General features: G+C 54.0%; 12 protein-coding genes. 9 read left to right on the top strand and 3 right to left on the bottom strand.

Going from position 1 to position 20,443, the window contains the following annotated elements:
• Nucleotides 1-192: 192 nt before the first annotated feature.
• The 3 genes from HCH_RS27545 to HCH_RS27535 form a co-directional block, all read right to left on the bottom strand.
• Nucleotides 193-1,236 carry an ACP S-malonyltransferase gene (locus HCH_RS27545; RefSeq protein WP_011399830.1) on the bottom strand — a complete coding sequence of 348 codons (1,044 nt, stop codon included), beginning with the start codon at nucleotides 1,234-1,236 and terminating at the stop codon, nucleotides 193-195.
• 55 nt (nucleotides 1,237-1,291) lie between these two features.
• Nucleotides 1,292-3,529 (bottom strand): thiamine pyrophosphate-dependent enzyme, encoded by a 2,238-nt coding sequence (locus HCH_RS27540; protein ID WP_011399829.1) that lies wholly within the window; start codon nucleotides 3,527-3,529, stop codon nucleotides 1,292-1,294.
• Nucleotides 3,530-3,598: 69 nt separating this feature from the next.
• A complete protein-coding gene (locus HCH_RS27535; protein WP_011399828.1) occupies nucleotides 3,599-4,786 on the bottom strand; it encodes an acyl-CoA dehydrogenase in 1,188 nt (395 codons plus the stop codon).
• A 142-nt stretch (nucleotides 4,787-4,928) separates the two neighbouring features.
• Between HCH_RS27535 and HCH_RS27530 the strand changes: the two genes are divergently transcribed.
• From HCH_RS27530 to HCH_RS34910, 9 genes are all read left to right on the top strand, one after another.
• The gene (locus HCH_RS27530) at nucleotides 4,929-5,798 is read left to right on the top strand and encodes a LysR family transcriptional regulator (RefSeq protein WP_011399827.1); all 870 of its coding nucleotides are present in this window, start codon (nucleotides 4,929-4,931) and stop codon (nucleotides 5,796-5,798) included.
• 169 nt (nucleotides 5,799-5,967) lie between these two features.
• A complete protein-coding gene (locus tag HCH_RS27525; protein WP_011399826.1) occupies nucleotides 5,968-6,549 on the top strand; it encodes a zinc ribbon domain-containing protein in 582 nt (193 codons plus the stop codon).
• Between the two features lie 105 nt (nucleotides 6,550-6,654).
• Nucleotides 6,655-10,029 (top strand): zinc ribbon domain-containing protein, encoded by a 3,375-nt coding sequence (locus HCH_RS27520; RefSeq protein ID WP_011399825.1) that lies wholly within the window; start codon nucleotides 6,655-6,657, stop codon nucleotides 10,027-10,029.
• On the top strand, nucleotides 10,026-11,210 hold the full coding sequence (locus tag HCH_RS27515; protein WP_011399824.1) for a DUF1266 domain-containing protein: 1,185 nt from the start codon (nucleotides 10,026-10,028) through the stop codon (nucleotides 11,208-11,210). Before HCH_RS27520 ends, HCH_RS27515 begins: the two co-directional genes overlap by 4 nt.
• 214 nt (nucleotides 11,211-11,424) lie before the next feature.
• A complete protein-coding gene (locus HCH_RS27510) occupies nucleotides 11,425-13,632 on the top strand; it encodes a type I secretion system permease/ATPase (protein ID WP_148212676.1) in 2,208 nt (735 codons plus the stop codon).
• On the top strand, nucleotides 13,629-14,999 hold the full coding sequence (locus HCH_RS27505) for an HlyD family type I secretion periplasmic adaptor subunit (RefSeq protein ID WP_011399822.1): 1,371 nt from the start codon (nucleotides 13,629-13,631) through the stop codon (nucleotides 14,997-14,999). The genes HCH_RS27510 and HCH_RS27505 overlap by 4 nt, the downstream gene beginning before the upstream one ends.
• A 234-nt stretch (nucleotides 15,000-15,233) precedes the next feature.
• Nucleotides 15,234-15,764, top strand: coding sequence for a hypothetical protein (locus HCH_RS34015; protein WP_148212675.1), 531 nt, complete (start codon nucleotides 15,234-15,236; stop codon nucleotides 15,762-15,764).
• Between the two features lie 6 nt (nucleotides 15,765-15,770).
• Nucleotides 15,771-15,974 carry a hypothetical protein gene (locus HCH_RS27500; protein ID WP_148212674.1) on the top strand — a complete coding sequence of 68 codons (204 nt, stop codon included), beginning with the start codon at nucleotides 15,771-15,773 and terminating at the stop codon, nucleotides 15,972-15,974.
• Between the two features lie 531 nt (nucleotides 15,975-16,505).
• Nucleotides 16,506-20,426, top strand: a complete 3,921-nt coding sequence (locus HCH_RS34910; RefSeq protein ID WP_148212673.1) for a calcium-binding protein — start codon at nucleotides 16,506-16,508, stop codon at nucleotides 20,424-20,426.
• Nucleotides 20,427-20,443 lie beyond the last annotated feature (17 nt).

Below are 20,443 nucleotides of genomic sequence, written 5' to 3'. Positions count from 1 at the left end.
CATGCCGATGAAACGGCAAAAAAAGATGTGCGGCGCCTAGCGCCATCGAGTCCAGACGGAGGAGGGAAGAAAGATGTTCAGGACGTTTTTTATATTCACTGAAACCTGGGTCTCTGGTGCATGAACAATATCGTAACCGCCCAGTAGCTTACAAAAGCTCTGGCGGTGAATCAACAGGCAAAATCCCCGGCGTTATTTTTTACGCAGGGGAGCCGCTTGTTCTTCACGTCCCATGGCCAACAGAACCGGATCGGCGCTCTGTCTTGCGGAGAAGCTGTGTTTATCCTCGACGCCGCGCCAGTGAATGCGCGCCATGGTTTGCGCCACTGAGCCGCCCAGGGTATCGCCGGGGCCGAGCACGACGACGCGGTCAGGGGCGAATTCTTTCAGCGTAACTTCCACGGCCTTGGTGAAATCATAGGGCTCGACCACTTGATGCCCCAGTGTGTAATCCCACAGGGCTTGGGTATCCGTGCTCCAAGGCGTCCAGATAACGCCGCGACCATCCACTAAAGGCGCCTGCGGCGCGCGGAACGGCGCTGATGGGAGTTCCCCGCGCGCCTGTTGCATAACGGGGTTCTGCAATGGGGTGTGGAAAGCGGCGTGGTTGTGCAGCTTCATGGGAAAACGTTCTTGCTCCGGCGGTAACTGCGCCATCATCATTTTGCAGGCGCGATCGCTGCCGGCCAGCACCAGCATGCCGCCCAGCTCAATGGAGACAAAGGCTTCTTCTGCGCCCAGTTCGTCATTGATGTCGTTAAGCAGCGCCAGGACCTGCTCGCGCCGACCGGGAAGCGGATTCCATTGCGGATCGAGCAGGGTGTAGACCAACTGGCCGCCAATAAGCGCGTTGTGCATCGCCAAACCCATGTAGTTGATCAGATGCAGGGCGTCCATCGGCGCCAGCGCGCCGGCGCAGGCGAGGGCGATATACCAGCCCATGCTGTTGCCGGTGACGGCGACGATCTCATAGCGATCCCGGTCGATGCTGAGAAAGTCCGCGTAGGCGCAGGCGTAAATAAGGGCGGAGGCGTTGTCTCCGGACGAGTGTTCTTTCAGGGAGTATTTGTCGCGACCATCAAGGTCGCTGAGCGTCACCTGTCCCTGCTGCGCGCGGTAGGTGTCGAATTCGCTGAGCAGGGTGAATCGGTCGCCATGATGGCGTTTCAGGTAGCCCAATTCATTTTGGTTGTAGGTGCCGCGACCGGGGCAGACTATGGCGATTCTCTCTTTCATCTTATGTTCCGCACGCTGTTAATCGTCTCTGCGAGTTATTCCGATTTTTTTCCAGTTATTCCGCTTTGGCTAGTAGGATATGGCCGAGCAGAGCCCTGGCCGCCTCGACGATGCCGTCTCTGTCGGGCAACGTACAGGTGGCGGCGCGACCCAGGGGAATGAAGGAGTCTTCCGCGCACAGACGGCTGACTTGCGTGCGGTCCCAACCGGACTCCATGAGCAGGGTCATGATTTCTTCGCTGACAGATCCTGTGCGTCGACATTCATCCACCACCAAAATCCGCTCACAGCCTTCTACGGCTTCCAATAATGCGTCCTCGGGCAGCGGTAACAGCCAGCGCAGGTCGATGATGCGCAGGCGAACGCCATCCTGCTCCAGCGCCTTCGCCGCCTGACGGCTCAGGTAGTAGCCATTGCCGTAGGTGATGATCGCCAGATCTTTCCCCTTGCCCCATTGACCAACTTGCCCGAATCCGATGTGTTGATTTTCCTGCGGCGGTAAGTAGGGGTAAGTCCACTGTCCGTCGCCTTCTTCATGCAAATCGCGGGTCATGTACAGGGCGATGGGCTCAAGGAATATCACCACGCGTTGTTCTTCACGGGCAAGGCGGACGGATTCTCGCAGCATGGACACCGCATCCCAGCCGTTGGAGGGGCAAGCCACAATCAGGCCGGGGATATCGCGAAACACGTTAAAGGAGTTGTCGTTATGGAAGTGGCCGCCAAATCCTTTCTGGTAGGCCAGGCCGGCGATGCGCACCACCATGGGATTGGTGAATTGCCCCTGCGAGAAAAAGCTCAGGGTGGCGGCTTCGCCGCGTAACTGATCTTCGGCGTTGTGCACGTAGGCGAGAAACTGGATTTCCACAATGGGCAGTAGACGATTGTGGGCGACGCCGATGCCCAGGCCGAGAATGCTTTGTTCGTCCAACAGCGTGTCGATGACGCGGTGGGAGCCGAACTTCTCCTGTAGCTTCTGGGTGACGCCGTATACACCGCCTTTGCGACCGACGTCTTCGCCGGCCAGGATGATTTCCTGATGGCTCAGCATCAAGTCGCTGAGCGCCCAGTTAATCAGGCGGGCGGTGTGTTGCGGCGACTCCATTTGTACGCGCTCGCGGGCGAATATACGCTCGCGCGCTTCCTGGTAAGCGTCGTCGTATTCCTTTTGAGGCTCCGCGATGCGGCGTGGCGGCGTCAGACTGGCCATCACGGATTTGCTGGTCAGCAATTTGGGGCGCTGGATCGCCTCCTCCGCCACCTTCACCACCCGCTCAGTGGTGGCTTGATACAGCTCGATAATGTCGTGGGCGCTCAATATCCCGTGTTCAATGAGAAGGCGCGCAGAGTGCAGTAAGGGGTCCTGCGCCTCATGGGCTTCGATTTCTTTCATGCTCAGGTAGGCTTGCTGGGCATCGGAGCCGGCATGTCCCATTAGCCGCACGCAGGACATGTGCAGGAATGCAGGTTCACGGCGCTTTCTGACGATGCTCTCAGCGCGGTGGGCCGTAGCGTAGACATCCGCAAAATTCAGTCCGTCGCAACGCAGATAGTGCAAACCGGGGCGGCGGCTCATATTCGCTTCGACCCACCCTTGGGGGGTGCGTACGGAAATGCCGATGCCGTTGTCTTCGCAGACCCACAATAAGGGCAGCGGCACGCGCTGGTAAGCGGTCCAGCATGAAGTGTTAATGGCCCCCTGAGCGGTTGAGTGGTTCAGCGACGCGTCGCCAAAGCTGCACAGAACCACTGCGTCGTCAGGCATTTCGCCATTAAGCCTGAGGCGACGATTGAGACCGATGCTGTATGCCGCGCCCACTGCCTTCGGCAAGTGCGAGGCGATGGTGCTGGTCTGCGGCGGAATGAACAGGGATTTCGAACCCAAAACCTTATGACGACCGCCGGCGATAGGGTCTTCCGAAGACGCCGCGAAGCTGAGCAAAAAATCCCAGGCGATGGTCTGCCCAGGAACCTGTTTGCTGCGTTGAATCATAAAGGCGGCGTCCCGGTAATGCAGAAAGGCCATGTCGTTGTGCCGGAACGCCGCAGCAATGGCGGCGTTGCCTTCATGTCCGGAGCTGCCGATGGTGTAAAAACTTTCTCCCCGGGCCTGCAGTTTGCGCGAGTGCAGATCCAGAATGCGCGACAGCGCCTGGGATTCGAATATCGCCGCCGCCTGCGCTGGACTCAAGCCAGCCTGTTGCGGGGAGGTGTCGGACAGCGGGGCGGGTAGATCCCCTGTGCTGACGCGACGAAGAAAGTTTTGTTCCACCACTTCAGCCCGGTTTTGCATGAAGAGCTACCTCAGCCTGATTCAGTTGTCGGAAAAGCTGTTTATATCTTGATGGCGTGGAGCCGGCGCTTAAGCGCCGGTGAATGCCTGAATGCCGGTTTGCGCGCGGCCTAAAATCAGGGCGTGGATATCGTGGGTGCCCTCGTAAGTGTTCACCGCTTCCAGGTTGCATACGTGGCGTATGACGTGGAATTCGTCTGCGATGCCGTTGCCGCCGTGCATATCGCGGGCGATGCGGGCGATATCCAGGGCTTTGCCGCAAGAGTTGCGTTTGATCAGTGAGATCAGTTCCGGCGCGCAACGGCCTTCATCCATCAGACGACCCGCCTGCAGACAGCCCTGCAGACCAATGCTGATTTCCGTCTGCATGTTGGCGAGTTTCAATTGCACCAGTTGGTTCGCCGCCAGCGGGCGGCCGAACTGTTTGCGGTCGAGGCAGTACTGACGCGCCTGGGTCCAGCAGAACTCCGCGGCGCCCAATGCGCCCCAGGCGATGCCGTAACGGGCTTTGTTAAGGCAGCCGAAAGGACCTTTCAGACCGGAGGCGTTTGGCAGCATATTGGCTTCAGGGACGAAGACGTCGTCCATTACGATCTCGCCGGTAATCGATGCGCGCAGGGAAAACTTGCCTTCAATTTTCGGCGCGGTCAGGCCTTTCATGCCTTTTTCCAGAATAAAGCCGCGGATCTCGCCATCCAGCTTCGCCCACACCACCATGACGTCTGCGATAGGGGAGTTGGTGATCCACATTTTGGTTCCTTTCAGCAGGTAACCGTCGGCGACACGCTCAGCGCGGGTGCGCATGCTGCCGGGATCGGAGCCGGAATCGGGCTCAGTCAGGCCGAAGCAGCCGACCCATTCGCCGGACGCCAGCTTGGGCAGGTATTTCTTGCGTTGCTCTTCGCTGCCGTAAGCGTAAATAGGATGCATCACCAGTGAGGACTGCACGCTCATGGCGGAACGATAGCCGCTATCCACACGCTCAACTTCGCGCGCCACCAGCCCGTAACTGACATAGTTGGCGCCGGCGCAGCCATATTCTTCCGGCAGCGTACTCCCCAGCAGACCCAATTCGCCCAGCTCATTCATGATTTCCCGGTGGAAGATCTCTTTGCGATTGGCTTCAAGAATGCGAGACATCAGTTTTTCCTGCGCATAGTTGCGCGCCGTGTCCCTGATCATGCGCTCGTCGTCGGTCAGCTGGGTCTCCAGCAGAAACGGATCGCTCCAGTCGAATTGGGGTTTGCTTGCGCTCATTGGATCACCTTTTCCTGAATTGGGTTCGCGCCATACGCGCGCCATTTTAGGTCTAGCATACGAGCGCTGTTGGTAAAGTAGAAATATTATTTATATGCATGTGATATAGTTAAGTCCTATACCAAAGCCCTGAGTGTCAGCCATGGATTTACGAGAACTGCGGTACTTCATAGCGGTGTATGAACTAGGCTCTATCTCCGCCGCTGCGAGGCGATGTTATGTGGCGCAGCCTTCTATCTCCGCTGCTATTCAGCATCTGGAAAGCCATCTGGATACGCTGCTGTTTTCCCGTCACAGCAAGGGCGTTTATCCCAGTGACTCGGCGCAGCGTCTTTATCCACTGGCGAAGAAGCTCACCAGTGAGGCGCAAGCGATCTCGCAACTGTTTCGCAACAAGCCCCAGCCGATGCCCTTCTCTCTTGGCCTGATGCGGTCTTTGGGGGCGGAGCGCATGAGTTTTTTGTTGAAAGAGCTTATTCAGTCAGTGGAGTCGCTTGAGCTGAGTCTGGTGAATCCTGAGGAGCCCTGCGACGCCCGCATCATTACGCCAGCTTATCTGCGGGAAGACGAACGCTTTCAGCCGATCTGGCTCGACCGCTATCTGCTGGCGTTGCCGGCGGGGCATTCGCTTAGCTTGCAGGAGCAAGTGTCATTGGAAGAGCTGGATAATCTGCCCTTTATTCATCGCAGTCCATGTGACGCCCTGGAAAGTCTGCAGCAGGAATTGCGACATCGCAAAATCAGCTTTCTGACACGGGCGAATATCCGCACAATCGAGTATGCGTTGGGCCTGGTCAGCGCCGGAGTGGGCGCCGCGCTGGCTCCGGACTGGCCGGAAACCCGCGAACGTAAGGACATCGTATTGCGCCCTCTGGTCGATGTTAAGTTAGAGCTGGAAATTGGTCTGGCGTATCCGAAAAAGCGCGCCATGGAAGGGCCTTTGGCCTGTCTGCAAGGATTGTGTCTAAGGCGATGGGAAGAGGCGGGGACCCAGGAACGCGCTGGCGGATGACGGGTTATGGGTAAAAACGCCGCTTGGTTTGGCTGTGCTATCGCCTAAAAATGCGCAGGGCGTATCGACATGAAAAACAGAGCCTATGTTTGACGATTGGGCTCTGCTAAGTTTAGACATGCTCTTTCTAAACATTCCCTCCTTTACCTTGAACAACGGATGAGAAGTTATGGCGTTTTCCAAACTTGAACAGAACATACTGAAAGCGAAAGGCCTCAGCGAAGACAACATTCAGGCGTTAGTGGACGCAGGGATAGAAAGCAAACAGGACTTCCAGACCGTTGGCGACGCCGGCACGCTGGCCGCACTGTCCGGCCTTGAACAAAGTGTCGCCGCCGAAGTCATGGTTTGGGCGATTGGCCCTCAAGCGGCTTCTACGACCTCGTCTTCTTCAACTTCTTCCGCATCTGTTTTAAATCCTTCCGTTGTTGTTGAAAGCGCGGACATCGTGAAGTGCGCCCATTGTCAGCATCGCCAGCCTAAAGACTACAAAAGCGGCGACCTTTGCGTCTCCTGCGGACGTCAGGTTGAACGTTTCGCCACCTGCCATTGGTGTGCGGCGTCCGGTCCCGGTAATTTCTGCCGTTCCTGCGGCGCGGAGTTCGTACCGGTGGCGGACTTTGAAATCGCGGTATTGCTCAAGCGAGAAGGCGTCGCCAAAGACCAAATCGCGCAACGGGTGCGTGATCTGTCCGCAGATGAAAAAGACACCCTGTGGGGGCGCATTCGTAGTCTGCGCGGTCACTCTTAAGCGCTGGCTATTCCGCTTTCTGCGCAGCGCCGGCGCGCTGCGTATCTATTTGCATCATCGATTGACGTGAGACGGGTTGCGTCATGATTCAGTAAGGTGTTTCCAATGGATGTAATGTATTGCGAGCAATGCCACGCGAAGCAGCCTAATGATTGGCGCGCTGGCGACAGTTGTGTGGAGTGCGGTGGAGTTGTGCGCTTCGATGTGCGCTGCGGCTGGTGCGCGAAGCTGACGGCGCCGGGCAAGTTCTGTCGGCAATGCGGCTTTGAAATGACAGATGCGGAGCACTACGGCGTCGCTCGTATGTTGAAGCAGGCCGGAGTGGATCAATTGCAATTAAGGGAGCGTTTGCTGAGCCTGCCGCAGGATCGTGTCGACCATTACAACAGCCTGTACAATCAGCACCTCACCCTGGCTCTGAATCGCATTGACGAGTTGCGCTTATGCCAGCGTTATCTGACGCTGAAGGAACATGTTTTCAATCTGGAAAATGAGCTGATTGGCCATTTGCCCTGGAATGATCAGCAGGCCGCCTTGATGAAGTCGGGGCCGCAAGGTCCTTTCGAAAATCAGATTGAACGACTTCCCGAAATCGCCGCTGCAAGTCCCTTGTCCTCTACCCGAATTCTCGCTTTCATCGCGTGGGTGCGCTGCCCGACAATTGAAATCAATGAAGAGTTGGAAAGCCATTGGTTTGACGCAGTGTTGGCGGCTATGCAGGTCGGCGGCGTCATTGCGGCGGAGGCGTTTAATGTCCTTGGTCACTGGCGGGCGCAGGGACGTCTGGCTGAGTCCGGGCCGCTAAAGCAACCTGAGCGCGCACAAGAATGTCTGCAGGCTATGTTCAGATTATGGAAGTCGCAGTCAGACGCTGGAAGCCCCTGGCTGGCCTGCGCACTTTTGCATCTTTCCAGACTCTGCGAGTTGAATCTGCCTCAAGCTGAGCAGGAAGGCGTTATTTCCCTGGTCAACGAGGCCTTGACGTCTGCGGAGGCTGACCTTCGTTGCTCGGCCGCTTTGTTGCTGGAGGACGAGGCGGTGCTTGCCGAATGCCTCAATTCGCCGCTGTCCTCCCTTGTATGCAAAGCAATTGTCGTATTGGCGCGCCAAGGCTCAGCCTCGCTGGCTGCTTATGTGTCCCGCCGCGGCGATCACTGTGAGTTTCTGTTGTGGCGTTTGATAGAGGAAAGACTTTCGGCTTTGCCGGCGGCGCTAACGCTATCCCTTTGGGGGCTACTGGAAGACGAGACTGTAGGGGAACGCTCGCGTCGATACGCGATTCAGATACTCCTGGCGCTGCCACAGGAAAAGCGGGATGACTCGCGTATAGCGGCGATTTGTCAGCGCAGTCAGATGTTGGATGGGCTGTACACGATGCTGGCTGTTGGCGACGCAGGCGCTCAGCGTTGCGCCCTGGAGGCGATGGGAGAGTATCCGATACTGCCGCAGTATCTGGAGGCCATCGCTTACGCCGCCTCCCGCACGCCTATGCCGCTGAATATGATTGAGGCCTGGCGTAAATTTATACTGGAGGCGATTGGCGCCGGAACGCTGGATCAACATAGTAAAGCCCTGGGACAGATTCTTTGCGGGCAGATTAATCTGGACGGCCATGAAGGTTTTCTGTGTTTGCGCTTTATTTTGCAGCAGAGTTTTAACGCCAAAGCGCCACTGTATGCAAACGCCTGTTTCGAGCTATTGCGCGACTCAGCGGGAACGCGCATGACCTATCGTTCGCCAGAAAACGGCTCCATGATTGAGTTGGAGATGGGGCCAGAGTTCGCGCGCCATTTCTTTGGCTCTGCGGATCTATTCGCCACACTCTTTTGTGAACTCATTTCCCGGGCGGACGATATGCTGGTGTGGAACTGGGTGCTGGAGCGGTTGGATCGCACCAACTTTGGCGGTGTTCAAGACAGTATCTGGATGCAGATAACGCCCGCCAGACACATGTTGCTGGAGCGACTTGCATTGCAACTGGTTACTCGATCAGGTCATGGCGACTATGATCGCAGAAAAATCGCCAGATTTATGTTTCAAGCCCCGGCTGGAACGATTTCACCGCTGGTAAAAGCTCTGGAGACGGTCAGTATCAACGCCGATAACCTGGAGGTGATTCTGGACGGGGAGGATTGCGGCGAGTACTCCGCTAAGCTGGTGGAAAAAATCGTGGAATTCGCCATTACGCAAGAAGATGATGAGACTGATCGCAAGATGGCGCAGTTCTTCGAATACCAGGCTTATCGTCGCGGAGTTGGTGCTTATCATGGGTTACGCACCTTGTTGACGATGGCGTTGACCTACGAATCTACAACTTTAACCCGTCGCGCTGCGCGATGGGCGCGCAACCTCTCTCTGGCGCTGCACCGCTACCGGATCACGCCGGATGGCGAAGAGCGGCCATGTAAACTCAGCGCTCAGTGGATCACGGACATGTTCCACGATGAGGGTTACTTTCTGCAAAGTCTGATCAATCTGTTTTACGCACCGCAGCCCTCTATCTCCGCAGCATGGTTTGTGGAGAAAGTGGTGCGTGAAGATGAGGATAACTACCTGGCGACATTGCTTGCGGAGCGACCCAACGCCGCTATCTACTTCATGTGCGCAGCGCTGAATCTGCTGCGTTTCAAAGATCTGGATGAAGACAACTCACATTGGCGCAATTACCTCAGTCGCGCCACGCAAAAAGCGTTTGATGAAAGTTATGTCTCGGAAGAACTTATCTGGCGCCTGTCGACTTTGCCGGATATCACTTCGGACATGCATTACTACATAGAAAATATGTTGGCCCGCTCGCTGCGCTGGCTTGCGGAACAAAATCCGCAAACCTGCGCCAACATGACCCAGGCTTTAATGGAGCATCCGGCGGTTAATTCCAGTCTGCTTTATGTGCTCAAGGACTTCTGGGCGGAGTGGGGAGAGACATGGGTGGCTTCTCAGCCAGAAGAGACGCAAGCAACGCCGGTCGAAGCGTCCGTTGTAGATTCGAATGAAGAGACGGTCTGTGAGGAAGAAATGCAGGAGGACGCTCCTGCTACATTAATTGAGCTCGCCGCCCGTTGCGATGCCTCGGAAACCTGGCTGACGGAAGCCGTAGAGCGCTTGTTCGCGCCAGAGGATGAAGCCCTGCCTGTATTGCTTGGTAGCATGCACGGCCAGGTTGGCGAACTGAAGCAGACTGTAACGAACTTTCCGGGTGTGGCGAATACGCTGTTCGCTCAATTAACCCGGTTGGTGGCCCATGCCGGCGATTTGCCGGAAGACGAAGGCATGACGATTTTTTATCAGGCGCTGACCCTGTTTCAACAACTGGCGGAGGGCAGTCCTTTTCGCTACCCCTACATGCTGCAATTAGCCGAATTTCATCAGGCGCGGGAGCGTGGTCAAGTCTATGAGTTTAACCTTAACCAGATGTTTGAAGCCCTCTCCGACGATACCTGGCGGGCGATGTCGCAACAGTACAAAGGAACGCTGCAATGATTAGTCGTAACGAAATCAGTGAAGCCGTCATCCAGCGTGTCGTGGACGATCCAGTGTGGCAGCCCTACTGGCTGGTGAGCCCGGCGGAAGAGGTTCCCTATCACCGTGTGGGGCAAATATCGCTGGGCCTGCACACGATTCGCTGGCAGTACAATCTGGAAAAAGGACAGTACTACTTGTTGCCTCTGCGAGTGGACGGCGCTCTGTTTCAGGAGTGGCTCGGTAACGACGCCCTCATGGGCTGCATCCTGTGGACGCACTGCGATATTGAAACTGTGGCGGAACACCTTCGAACCCGCCGCGACGCAGGTGAAGAGGAATGGCCGTCAACGGATATGCAACAATGGGCCTGGACCTTGGCGGGGCTGACGCCTCAAGGCGTGGAGCGTTTTCTGGGGCCTATTGAATCGCTTTGGGCTCACCAGAAAGATGGAAGCTGGCGCGCTTTCACCAACCCATCTCCTTGCAGTCCTGCTGAATTGGCGGTTTCCACTCGTAAACCAAAGCCTTTGTCGGATAGCCAGCTGTGGGCGTTGGCGGTTCCCGCTATTCTCACTGAGTTTAATCGCGCCCGGCATGACCTGTTAGGTAGCGAAGTTACTACGCCGGAGAGTATTCAGTCCTGGAAAGAAGGACTTAAAGACTGGTGGTCGGTGACGGACAGGGAGAGTTTGCTGGAAACTCTGGATTGGTTATTGGAAGGTGGACACCGGGCAGGGTTTAACAAGCTGCGCGAGCAGGTCATGCAACTGGACTCAGAGCAGTATCAGGCGGCCTGGGAAGCGAATGAAGATGAAGAGTTGCGCGCCAATATGAAAATCATTCGTCGCTATTCCAACGCGCTGGGAGAACCCGGTATCGCCTCCTGGGATATCGGGCGTTACATCTCCCTGTGCCGTTGGGGGTATCTGGTGGGTATGCTGACCGAAGAGGAAGCCTGGGAGCGCATCCTGCATGCGGCGCGAGCGGTGCAGGGTATGTATCATAGCTGGCGCCAAATGGGCCTGGGTTACGTTGTTGGTCGTATGTACTGGCAATCCGACGCCAGCGATGAGCATATGACAAAGTTTTTCAATTTGCTGCGACGCCAGACAGTCAGTCCCGACAGCTATTGGGTGAGGCTGCCTTGGGACCTTGATCTTGGCGGCGAAAAAGAAGAAAACCACAGCGCGGTGCATTAACCGCGCCTGCTTCCGTCAGGCTTTTTTGAGCATGCCTTTCTTTTATTTCGTCAACACCTGTCGTTTTACTTTGACATAATTTCTTCGCCTTGTAGCACGGACACCGGCGACGGGAACGTCGTTGCAGTTTGTTATTTTTCTAGTTGATAGAGGCGGGTGATCAAAATATAATCCGCCCCCCGCTCACCCACCGTTAGTTTTCATGGTAGTCAGGATGTCTGAAACAAATTCCACAGGGAGGTTGGATACCGGCCTCGCTGCGTTGGTGATGTTGGCCCGGTTTCACCAGGTCGCCGCCGATCCCGCCCAGATTCAACACCACTTCGGTACTCACGAAAACGCCTTTACTGAACAGGCGCTTATCCGTGCTTCCCGACATCTCAAACTGAAAGCCAAAGCCTTTACTTCTTCCTGGGAGAAACTGGCGCATATCGCTTTGCCTGCGATAGCTGCGACGCAAGACGGACACTATGTTGTGCTCGCGCGCGCAGCGGAAGACAAAGTTCTGATTCAGGACCCGGCGGGTCAGGGACCGCAGACTTTATCCAAAGAAGAGTTTATGGAACGCTGGTCAGGTCGCCTGATTCTCATTACAAAACGTTCAGTGTTGCCGGGCATGAGCGGGAAGTTCGATATCAGTTGGTTTATTCCCGCTATTCTCAAATATAAATCCCTGTTGCGGGATGTCATCATCGCCTCGTTTTTCATTCAGCTTTTCGCATTGATTACGCCGCTGTTTTTCCAGGTGATCATCGATAAAGTATTGGTGCATAAGGGCTTAACCACACTGGATGTGCTTGCTTTTGGTCTGATTGTCCTCTCTATATTTGATGTGGTGTTGAACGGTCTGCGGAACTATGTGTTCAGTCATACCACCAACCGGGTCGATGTGACGCTTGGCTCTAAGCTGTATCACCACCTGATTCATCTGCCGATTTCCTACTTCCTGATGCGCCAGGTAGGCAATACCGTAGCCCGAGTGCGGGAACTGGATACGATCCGCAACTTTATCACCAGCTCGGCGTTAACCTTGGTGATCGACCTGTTCTTCACCATTGTCTTTTTTGTGGTGATGTACTTTTACAGCCCGACACTGACCTGGGTGGTGCTGGGCTCGATACCTTTCTATGTGGCGCTGTCCGTCTATATCACCCCAATCCTGCGCAATCGTCTGGACGAGAAGTTCAAGCGCGGCGCTGAGAATCAAGCGTTTCTCACCGAATCCGTTTCTGGCATGGAAACCGTTAAAGCCATGGCGGTGGAGCCGCAGATGCAGCGTCGCTGGGAAGAAAATCTGGCGGCGTATGTCGCGGCTTCTTTTAAGGCCAATAACCTTGGCAATATCGCCAGCCAGTCGGCGCAGTTGATTAATAAAATCGTAACGGTATTAATTCTGTGGATTGGAGCGACGTTGGTGATGCAAAACGAGTTGAGCATCGGCCAGCTCATCGCATTTAACATGATCGCGGGGCGCGTCAGCGGTCCCATTCTGAAACTCGTGCAACTCTGGCAGGACTTCCAGCAGGCGGGAATCTCTATTGCAAGGTTGGGTGATATTCTCAATACGCCGACCGAGCCAGGACATAACCCGAATCGCACGACGCTCCAGCAGATTCAGGGGCAGGTCAGCTTGGAGAACGTATCATTCCGCTACAGCCCGGATCAGCCTCATATTCTCCGTAACCTGTCCCTGGATGTGAAACCGGGAGAGGTGATCGGCATTGTCGGCCGCTCCGGCTCAGGGAAGAGTACGCTAACCAAACTGGTCCAACGTCTCTATGTGCCTGAAGCCGGCAGAGTGCTGGTGGACGGCGTGGACCTGGCGCAAATGGAGCCCGCCTGGCTGCGCCGTCAGGTCGGTGTCGTGTTACAGGAAAACCGCCTGTTTAACCGGTCGGTGAAAGACAACATTGCCCTGGTTGACCCAAGTTTACCCATGGAGCGCGTTATCCAGGCCGCGAAACTGGCTGGCGCTCATGAATTTATCGTGCAGCTGCCGCAAGGTTACGACACGATCGTGGGCGAGCAGGGCGCGTCTCTGTCTGGAGGCCAGCGTCAGCGCATCGCCATTGCTCGGGCGTTGATCTGCAATCCGCGCATTCTGATTTTTGATGAAGCCACCAGCGCCCTAGATTATGAATCCGAGCGGGTTATTCAGGAGAACATGCGGCATATGTGTCGTGGGCGCACGGTGTTCATTATTGCGCACCGGCTTTCCACCGTTCGTCAGGCGGATCGCATTATTGTGGTGGATAAGGGCGAAATCGTGGAAAGCGGCAATCACGATCAATTGCTGCAGCAGGGCGGTTACTACACCAAGCTCTACAGCTATCAGAATCATACCCCTGCAATACGCAAAGTGGAGACGACTGCTCCGGCGGATGCGGTAATCGGCAACGCTGAGAAGGGAGGCGCGCAATGAGTCAGGCGCAACCGCAACCAAAGAAAAAAGAAGTTTTATCCCAGCAAGAGATTCTGGAGTTTCTGCCGGCAGCAATCGAAATTGAGCAAACACCCGCGTCCCCGCTGGGTAGAGCCATTCTCTGGGCGATCGTATTGTTGTTCACTATTGCAGTGATATGGGCTTGTTTTGGCAAGATAGACATCGTCGCCGTTACTCAGGGTAAGGTCATTCCCAGCGAAAGGGTCAAAACTATTCAGCCGCTGGAAACTGCCGTCATCTCTAAAATTCATGTCAGCGATGGTCAGCAAGTGAAAGCGGGCGATTTGTTGATTACCTTGGACGGCGCGCAGGCGGAAGCGGACTTGCGTCGATTGGACGGAGAGTGGCGGGAAAGCGCCGCGCAATCGCAACGCTATAAAGCCATGGCTGACTGGCTGCAGCAAGAGCGTGCAGGCTCTCCGGTCATGCCGGAGAATGATGCGCTCCCGGCCAGTCTGCAGCAACAACATCGCAACCTGTTGCAGCAGGAGGCAGCAGAATTCACCGCTCGATTGAACGCGTTGAAGCGTGAAGCGGCGCGTCTCAATGCGGAGCATGAGATGACCGTTGCTGAAATCACCAAGCAAAGCCGGATCATGGAAGTATTGCGAGAGCGGGTGAATGCGCTGGACGTCATGCAAAATCGCAAGCTTGGCTCCCGTGTTCAGTATCTGGAGCTCAAGCAGGAGCTGATTGAAGTCGAACAGGATCTGGCGGTGCAACAAGCGCGTTTGAAGCAGCTTGGAGCATCTCTCGCCGCCAATGAAGCTCAGCAAGAAACCCTGTTGCATGAACAGTATAAAAATACACTGGCGCAATGGCGGGAAGCGGACACCCGCGCCGCCTCGTTGCAGGAAGAGCGTATCAAAGCGGACCAACGCAGCCGCCAAACCCGCCTGACCGCCCCCATCGACGGAACAGTTCAGCAATTGGCGGTGCACACCGTCGGCGGCGTCGTTACTCCTGCACAGGAGCTGATGCTGATCGTTCCAGAACACAGCGAAATGGAAGTGGAAGCGCTGGTGCTCAACAAAGACATCGGCTTCGTTCAGGAAGGACACTTCGCAGAAGTGAAGGTAGATACCTTCAACTTCACCAAGTATGGAATCATCGACGCGGAACTCGTCGACCTGTCCGACGACGCCATTCAGGACGAAAACCTCGGCTTGGTTTACAAAGCCAGACTCAAACTCAAACAAGATGGACTGACGGTGGAAAACAAATACGTCCGGCTAAGCCCCGGCATGTCCGTCACCAGTGAAATAAAAACCGGTCAAAGACGATTAATTGAATACTTCCTGTCGCCATTGCTGCGGTATAAGCAGGAGAGTTTGGGGGAGAGGTGAGAGTTTATTAATTTCGTAAATACTAGCTCCTGTAGAAGAGTAAAGCCTAAGTTTGGGTAGTTTCCCTAAAAATTAATGAAGGCGTGGGTGATGGTTCAAAAAGACAACTGTCTGTGTAAGAGGTTAATAAAAATGAAAGATAATTTTTATCTCATAGTTGAGGCATGGATTTTAGGTTTGGCTGTTTGTATTCATTTATGTTTTAGTGTGGCTATATAGTTTTGGGTTTTTTATATGAGCGTTGAGAATGGCAAAGCAAACTTTTTTTCAAGGATTTTAGGGTGGTTGTTTATATCTCCATTGGCTTTTGGATACTTTCTGTTAAAAGGAGGGGTTGATGTTTCTGATTATTATTTTTTTAAAGTTATAAACTCTTTTTTTTATGAATTAATGCCAATGCTTAAGCTGTTCGAAGCGAGTAAAAATTTTGATGGTTCTGTTAGTGGGTTTTATTTGCTCTTATATGTATGGTCTCCAGTAGCTTTTGTATGTTTTTTTTGGGGAAATATATGGCAAAGAAAAAGGGTTTTGGAAATGGCGAAGTCTAGCGAGGGGCGTAAATTTATACCTGTTATAGTTGTAATGACAATTTTATTGGTGCTAGCAACTCAGTTTTTAGGCGTTGATCCAGCTAGTTGTAGAAGGCATTGTGCAAACACTTCTATGTTTGGATTTCTGATGGTTTTAGGAAGTGTGTGGGTAACCTTAACACTTTTTTTAAGCTTTATTGTAGTGCTGATATATACGTTTTTGAGAAAGGAGTAATGGTTGGTGTCGGAAATATATGCTGATAAAGTAAATGAGTACTTAAATAGAGCGCTCGAGTTGGCTGCGAACCCTGATGAATGGGATTATTATGGGTTGGAGGCTTATGTAACATGCGAGGCTCTTGGCGAATTAGTAGACCATACAGCTAATTATCTCAAGGAGTTGGGCACTAAACCTGAAAATTATGCTCAGGCGGCACAAGACTGATTAAAAAGAGCTAGTGATTTTGCTCAAAAGATGGATCCATCCAGTGTTATAGACCAGCATAAGCTGGCAACAATGGAAAGATTAAGCTCAATGACTAACGATCTATCTACTTACTATAAAACAGAGAGAAGTTCTGCTGAGTTTTGGAACAAGACAGCACGTATAGTAGGTAATATTGTTGGAGGAGGAGCTGCTCTTGCTGATATTTTTGTGGCTTCAGCAACAGGAGGGACTGCTGAAGGGCTCAGAACTACGTTTGGAGCTGTTGCAGGAATACTCGGCGGTGAATTAGGTGGTGCTACTGCGGTTTGGCTATTGGGTGGTGCAGCAACTGGTGGAGTTGTAATAGCAGGAGTACTGGCTGGTGTGGTTGCTGGTTATCTGATATCAAAGGGAGTTGAAGCCGCCTGGGATGTGTTGGTAGATAATGAAGCGCTAAATAATTTCTTTGCTGAATTAACTGGAAGTGTGGCTGATGCAGTAGGCGAATTTTTCCAAGACGCTTTAAATTGGGTACCACGAAAAGATCCCTTGATATTGGATTTAGACGGCGATGGTATAGAAACAACTCCAGCGGATGGCTCTGTCCTTTTCGATCATGATGGCGATGGCATTAAGAATGCGTCAGGCTGGATTAAGTCCGATGATGGCATATTAGTTCTTGATCGTAACGGCAATGGCGTTGTGGATAATGGCTCCGAGTTGTTTGGAGGTAACACCATCAAGGCTAATGGAGATAAAGCCAAGAACGGCTTTGAGGCGTTGGCTGATATGGATAGCAACGGTGACGGTGTTGTTAATGCAAGTGACGCCCAGTTTGGGGATCTTCGTGTATGGAGAGATTTGAATCAGGACGGCGAAAGTCAGGTCAATGAACTTTTCAAACTGTCAGATTTGGGTATCACTGCAATTGGTACATCCCATAAGGAAGGGACCATTAATGTTGGAAATGGCAACCAGTCAATAGCGCAAGGTCAATTTACGAAGTCTGACGGAACAACTGGGGAAACGGGAGCGGCGGAAAGCTTAAACTTGTCATCGAATAATTTTTATAGAGAATTCACGGACACGATTGCGATCCCTGAAGCCCTTCAAGGGTTGCCTGATATGGCGGGATCAGGCGCCGTGCGCGACCTGATTGAGGCTGCGACATTAAATTCAGACCTGGCGGAAGTGTTAACTGAATATGCAAATGCATCGACTAGAGATGCGCAACTCGGGCTGCTGGATAAGCTGATTGATGTATGGGCGGATAGCGCCGACTTCGATGACTGGTTGGAGCGCATCGCTGACGCCAAGATGGGAATTCGGGATGTTGAGTTTAGAATATCGAGTCCTGAGTCGACAATTACTGCAGATGTATGGATTGTTGATAAGGATAGCAATAGCAGCTCTGGAGGCGCATCGGATCGGCCTAATTACCTCGATACAGTCCCCGGATATGGCTTAAAAGTCGGAGACTATGCAGCTGATGCTCAGCTAAACACTCTGGCTAAGATTCGAGTTCTGGAAGTATTTAATGGTGAAAACTTTTTCGAATTCGGATTTGAAGAAGATCAAAAGAAAGGAATCTCTGATGTGCAACTTAGTGTTGGAAGTACTGGACGCCGATATAAAATGGGCCTGGCTTTTGGGCCTGTTATTATTACGCAAAAAGCCTTTGGTTTTAGTGAACAGCAAATAGGCTTTATAGATAAATCATATCAGCTTTTATCATCTTCGATATATTCCTCATTGGCTAATCAGACTCGCCTTAAGCCTTATCTGGATAAATTGCAACTTAACATCAATGAGCATGGTGAACTAGGTGTAGACTTTAGTGGCCTAGAAGAATTTATAAAGCAGAAAGAAGGTGTTGATTTATTAAACACTACTTATGACGTTGCTGAATTATTTCACTTTAATGGAGAAAGGCTTTTTAAAGCTGGATGGCGCAATGGCGTCGCCATACTTGAATCTCAACTTGAGCGCTTGCGGAGCCTTAATGGCGATGCGGCGTTTGATGAACTAGTTCAGCATATCAATAGATTTAGCGGCGATATCTCCAACTTATCCGATGCAGATACCACAGAAAAAGGCGATTCTGGTTTTAACATTTTAATCGGCTTAGCTGGCAATGACCGCTTGGAAGGCGGCAACGGCGATGACGTGCTGTTGGGCGGCGACGGCGACGACATGCTGGTGGGCGGCTTGGGCGCGGACGTGTTGCACGGCGGCGCAGGCAATGACGTGCTGAACGGAGAGCGGGGCGCGGACGTCTTTGAGTTCAACCTGGGCGACGGTCAGGACCTGATCCACAACTATGACGATGATCACAGTCTGGTGAACCGCCTGAAGTTAGGCGCGGGGATCAAGAAAGAGGACCTGAGCTTTACGCGTCATGGCGAGGACCTGGTGATCACGATAGGAACCGGCGGCGAGCAGGTGAGGATGAAGAACCACTACTCCAGTCGGGTTGAGTATCAGGTTGAAGAGATCGAGATCGCAGGAACGGCGATGCTGCTGCAGGATCTGTTGAAAGAACAGAGCGAAGTGAAGATTGCGGGCCTGACGGAAGGGAATGACACGGTGTATGGAACGCACGAGCGCAATCGCATGGAAGGCTTGGGCGGGAATGACATCCTGATGGCCCAGGGCGGTGATGACGAGCTGCTAGGGGGCGCGGGCGACGACACGCTGAAAGGCGAGTTGGGCGACGACCGTCTGGAAGGCGGAGAAGGAAACGACCGCTTGGAAGGCGGCAACGGCGATGACGTGCTGTTGGGCGGCGCGGGCGATGACGTGCTGGTGGGCGGCATGGGCGCGGACGTGTTGCACGGCGGCGCAGGCAATGACGTGCTGAACGGAGAGCGTGGCGCGGACGTCTTTGAGTTCAACTTGGGCGATGGCCAGGACCTGATTCACAACTATGACGATGACCATAGTTTGGTGAATCGCCTGAAGTTAGGCGCGGGGATCAAGAAAGAGGACCTGAGCTTTGCGCGCCATGGCGAGGATCTGGTGATAACGATCGGAACCGGCGGCGAGCAGGTGACGATGAAGAGCCACTACTCCCGTCGAGTTGAGTATCAGGTTGAAGAGATCGAGATCGCAGGAACGGCGATGCTGCTGCAGGATCTGTTGAAAGAGCAGAGCGAAGTGAAGATTGCGGGTCTGACGGAAGGGAATGACGTGGCGTATGGGACGAACGAGCGTAATCGCATGGAAGGGTTGGGCGGGAACGACATCCTGATAGGCGAAGGCGGAGATGACGAGCTGCTGGGCGGCGCGGGCGACGACACGCTGAATGGCGGCTTGGGTGACGACCGTCTGGAAGGCGGGGAAGGAAACGACCGTTTGGAAGGAAAAGAGGGCGACGACGTATTGCTGGGCGGCGCGGGCGATGACGTGCTGGTGGGCGGCATGGGCGCGGACGTGTTGCACGGCGGCGCAGGCAATGACGTGCTGAACGGAGAGCGGGGCGCGGACGTCTTTGAGTTCAACCTGGGCGACGGTCAGGACCTGATCCACAACTATGACGACGATCACAGTCTGGTGAACCGCCTGAAGTTAGGCGCGGGGATCAAGAAAGAGGACCTGAGCTTTACGCGTCATGGCGAGGACCTGGTGATCACGATAGGAACCGGCGGCGAGCAGGTGACGATGAAGAACCACTACTCCCGTCGAGTTGAGTATCAGGTTGAAGAGATCGAGATCGAAGGAACGGCGATGCTGCTGCAGGACCTGTTGAAAGAGCAGAGCGAAGTGAAGATCGCGGGTCTGACGGAAGGGAATGACGTGGCGTATGGGACGAACGAGCGTAATCGCATGGAAGGGTTGGGCGGGAACGACATCCTGATAGGCGAAGGCGGAGATGACGAGCTGCTGGGCGGCGCGGGCGACGACACGCTGAATGGCGGCTTGGGTGACGACCGTCTGGAAGGCGGGGAAGGAAACGACCGTTTGGAAGGAAAAGAGGGCGACGACGTGTTGCTGGGCGGCGCGGGCGATGACGTGCTGGTGGGCGGCATGGGCGCGGACATTCTGCACGGCGGCGCAGGCAATGACGTGCTGAATGGAGAGCGTGGCGCGGACGTCTTTGAGTTCAACCTGGGCGACGGCCAGGATCAGATCCATAACTACGATGACGATCACAGTTTGACAAACCGTCTTAACCTTGGAGAGGGAATCGAAGCTGAAAACCTTTGGCTCACTCGCAATGGTAATGCCCTTGATATTCAACTACTCGGCTCTTCCGGTGATAGCGTTCGTATCAATAATTGGTACGCAAATAGCTATTACCAAATCGAAGAAATCCACACCCAGGACGCCATGCTTGACCACTCCAAAGTGGAGGCGCTAGTCAACGCCATGGCCGCTTTCGGCGCGCCATCAGGTGGAGAGATTACGTTGACTGACGAAGAGCGCAGTCAGGTGAACGCGGCGATAGCTGCGGCTTGGCAACCTTCCTGATCTATCTCGTTTGAAGC

It is taken from the genome of Hahella chejuensis KCTC 2396, from assembly GCF_000012985.1.
Lineage (GTDB): Bacteria > Pseudomonadota > Gammaproteobacteria > Pseudomonadales > Oleiphilaceae > Hahella > Hahella chejuensis.
Note: the sequence above shows the minus strand (reverse complement) of the source record. Positions and strands in the feature narration are given on the sequence as shown.

Coding starts and splice junctions, on each gene's coding strand:
- HCH_RS27530 (WP_011399827.1), top strand. CDS start 4,929: ATGGATTTACGAGAACTGCGGTACTTCATAGCGGTGTATGAACTAGGC.
- HCH_RS27535 (WP_011399828.1), bottom strand. CDS start 4,786: ATGAGCGCAAGCAAACCCCAATTCGACTGGAGCGATCCGTTTCTGCTG.
- HCH_RS27510 (WP_148212676.1), top strand. CDS start 11,425: ATGTCTGAAACAAATTCCACAGGGAGGTTGGATACCGGCCTCGCTGCG.
- HCH_RS27520 (WP_011399825.1), top strand. CDS start 6,655: ATGGATGTAATGTATTGCGAGCAATGCCACGCGAAGCAGCCTAATGAT.
- HCH_RS27545 (WP_011399830.1), bottom strand. CDS start 1,236: ATGAAAGAGAGAATCGCCATAGTCTGCCCCGGTCGCGGCACCTACAAC.
- HCH_RS27540 (WP_011399829.1), bottom strand. CDS start 3,529: ATGCAAAACCGGGCTGAAGTGGTGGAACAAAACTTTCTTCGTCGCGTC.
- HCH_RS27505 (WP_011399822.1), top strand. CDS start 13,629: ATGAGTCAGGCGCAACCGCAACCAAAGAAAAAAGAAGTTTTATCCCAG.
- HCH_RS34015 (WP_148212675.1), top strand. CDS start 15,234: ATGAGCGTTGAGAATGGCAAAGCAAACTTTTTTTCAAGGATTTTAGGG.
- HCH_RS27525 (WP_011399826.1), top strand. CDS start 5,968: ATGGCGTTTTCCAAACTTGAACAGAACATACTGAAAGCGAAAGGCCTC.
- HCH_RS27515 (WP_011399824.1), top strand. CDS start 10,026: ATGATTAGTCGTAACGAAATCAGTGAAGCCGTCATCCAGCGTGTCGTG.